Origin of the sequence: Lichenihabitans sp. Uapishka_5 (genome assembly GCF_033947565.1) — a bacterium.
GTDB lineage: Bacteria > Pseudomonadota > Alphaproteobacteria > Rhizobiales > Beijerinckiaceae > Lichenihabitans.
Genome location: NZ_JARPVX010000164.1, coordinates 1 through 2654 on the forward strand (window position 1 = coordinate 1; position 2654 = coordinate 2654).

Below are 2654 nucleotides of genomic sequence, written 5' to 3' on the forward strand. Positions count from 1 at the left end.
TATCCTCGATCGCCGCCACCTTCCCATGATCCACTCCGAAACAACGCCCCACCCTCATTCCGGACGCAGCGCAGCGGAGATCCGGAACCGGGGCGCCACGGCGATGCGGGCCGGAGCACACCGGTTCCGGGTTCGCCTGCGGCGCCCCGGAATGAGGCGCATCCCCTCGTCTGCAGAACACCCCCGATGACCGACCTTCCCCGCCTCTTCGTCAAAGCCGACATCGTATCCTCGATCGCCGCCACCTTCCCATGATCCACTCCGAAACAACGCCCCACCCTTATTCCGGACGCAGCGCAGCGAAGATCCGGAACCGGGGCGCTACCGCGATGCGGGCCGAAGCACACCGGTTCCGGGTTCGCCTATGGCGCCCCGGAATGACGCGCATTTCATCCGTTCGGGACCAAAGCCCATGAACCCTCCCATCCTCGAGGACGACATCGTCTCCTCGATCGCCGACGCCCTGCAATATGTCGCGGTCTATCACCCGCCCTCCTTCGTGCAGGCCCTCAGCGAGGCCTACACCGCCGAGGCGAGCCCAGCGGCGCGCGACGCCATCGGCCAGATCCTCCTCAACTCGCGCATGGCGGCCTTCGGCAAGCGCCCGATCTGCCAGGACACCGGCACCGTCAACGTCTTCATCAAGCTCGGCATGGCGGCGCGGATCGCATCCACCCGCACCTGGCAGCAGCTCGTCGATGCCGCCGTGCACCTGGCCTACACCAACCCCGACAACCCGCTGCGCGCCTCCATGGTGCGCGACCCGCTGCATGACCGCGCCAACACCGGCGACAACACCCCCGCCGTGGTGCACCTGGAGAGCGTGCCCGGCGCCGCCGTGAGCATCACGGTGGCGGCCAAGGGCGGCGGCTCGGAAAACAAGGCGAAGTTCGTCAACCTCCCCCCGGCCGGCGATGTGGCCGATTGGGTGGTGCAGACCGTGGAAACGCTCGGGGCCGGCTGGTGCCCGCCGGGGCTGCTCGGCATCGGGGTCGGGGGCTCGGCCGAAAAGGCGATGATCATGGCCAAGCAGGCGCTGCTCGAGCCGATCGACATGGCGACGCTGCTCCGGCGCGGCCCCGCCTCGAAGCTCGAAGAGCTGCGCATCGCCATCTACGACCGGGTCAACGCGCTCGGCATCGGGGCCCAGGGGCTCGGCGGCCTCACCACGGTGGTGGACGTCAAGGTGCGGAGTTTTCCGTGCCACGCGGCGTCGAAGCCTGTCGGCCTCATCCCGCAATGCGCGGCAGACCGGCACGTCACGATCACGCTCGACGGTTCCGGCCCCGCCACCCTCAGGCCGCCCGATCTCGGCCTGTGGCCCGAGCTCGGGCCACAGGCCGAGATCGGGCGGCCTGAGGGTGGCGGGGCCGGAACCGTCGAGCGTGATCGTGACGTGCCGGTCTGCCGCGCATTGCGGGATGAGGCCGACAGGCTTCGACGCCGCGTGGCACGGAAAACTCCGCACCTTGACGTCCACCACCGTGGTGAGGCCGCCGAGCCCCTGGGCCCCGATGCCGAGCGCGTTGACCCGGTCGTAGATGGCGATGCGCAGCTCTTCGAGCTTCGAGGCGGGGCCGCGCCGGAGCAGCGTCGCCATGTCGATCGGCTCGAGCAGCGCCTGCTTGGCCATGATCATCGCCTTTTCGGCCGAGCCCCCGACCCCGATGCCGAGCAGCCCCGGCGGGCACCAGCCGGCCCCGAGCGTTTCCACGGTCTGCACCACCCAATCGGCCACATCGCCGGCCGGGGGGAGGTTGACGAACTTCGCCTTGTTTTCCGAGCCGCCGCCCTTGGCCGCCACCGTGATGCTCACGGCGGCGCCGGGCACGCTCTCCAGGTGCACCACGGCGGGGGTGTTGTCGCCGGTGTTGGCGCGGTCATGCAGCGGGTCGCGCACCATGGAGGCGCGCAGCGGGTTGTCGGGGTTGGTGTAGGCCAGGTGCACGGCGGCATCGACGAGCTGCTGCCAGGTGCGGGTGGATGCGATCCGCGCCGCCATGCCGAGCTTGATGAAGACGTTGACGGTGCCGGTGTCCTGGCAGATCGGGCGCTTGCCGAAGGCCGCCATGCGCGAGTTGAGGAGGATCTGGCCGATGGCGTCGCGCGCCGCTGGGCTCGCCTCGGCGGTGTAGGCCTCGCTGAGGGCCTGCACGAAGGAGGGCGGGTGATAGACCGCGACATATTGCAGGGCGTCGGCGATCGAGGAGACGATGTCGTCCTCGAGGATGGGAGGGTTCATGGGCTTTGGTCCCGAACGGATGAAATGCGCGTCATTCCGGGGCGCCATAGGCGAACCCGGAACCGGTGTGCTTCGGCCCGCATCGCGGTAGCGCCCCGGTTCCGGATCTTCGCTGCGCTGCGTCCGGAATAAGGGTGGGGCGTTGTTTCGGAGTGGATCATGGGAAGGTGGCGGCGATCGAGGATACGATGTCGGCTTTGACGAAGAGGCGGGGAAGGTCGGTCATCGGGGGTGTTCTGCAGACGAGGGGATGCGCCTCATTCCGGGGCGCCGCAGGCGAACCCGGAACCGGTGTGCTCCGGCCCGCATCGCCGTGGCGCCCCGGTTCCGGATCTCCGCTGCGCTGCGTCCGGAATGAGGGTGGGGCGTTGTTTCGGAGTGGATCATGGGAAGGTGGCGGCGATCGAGGATA

At 69.0% G+C, this 2654-nt stretch carries 2 pseudogenes; one reads left to right on the forward strand and one right to left on the reverse strand.

What is annotated here, in order from left to right:
• Window positions 1-412: 412 nt before the first annotated feature.
• Window positions 413-1333: pseudogene (locus P7D22_RS22730) on the forward strand (fumarate hydratase); the annotation flags it as partial.
• Window positions 1334-1444: 111 nt separating this feature from the next.
• Here P7D22_RS22730 and P7D22_RS22735 read toward each other — a convergent pair.
• Window positions 1445-2290: pseudogene (locus P7D22_RS22735) on the reverse strand (fumarate hydratase); the annotation flags it as partial.
• Window positions 2291-2654 lie beyond the last annotated feature (364 nt).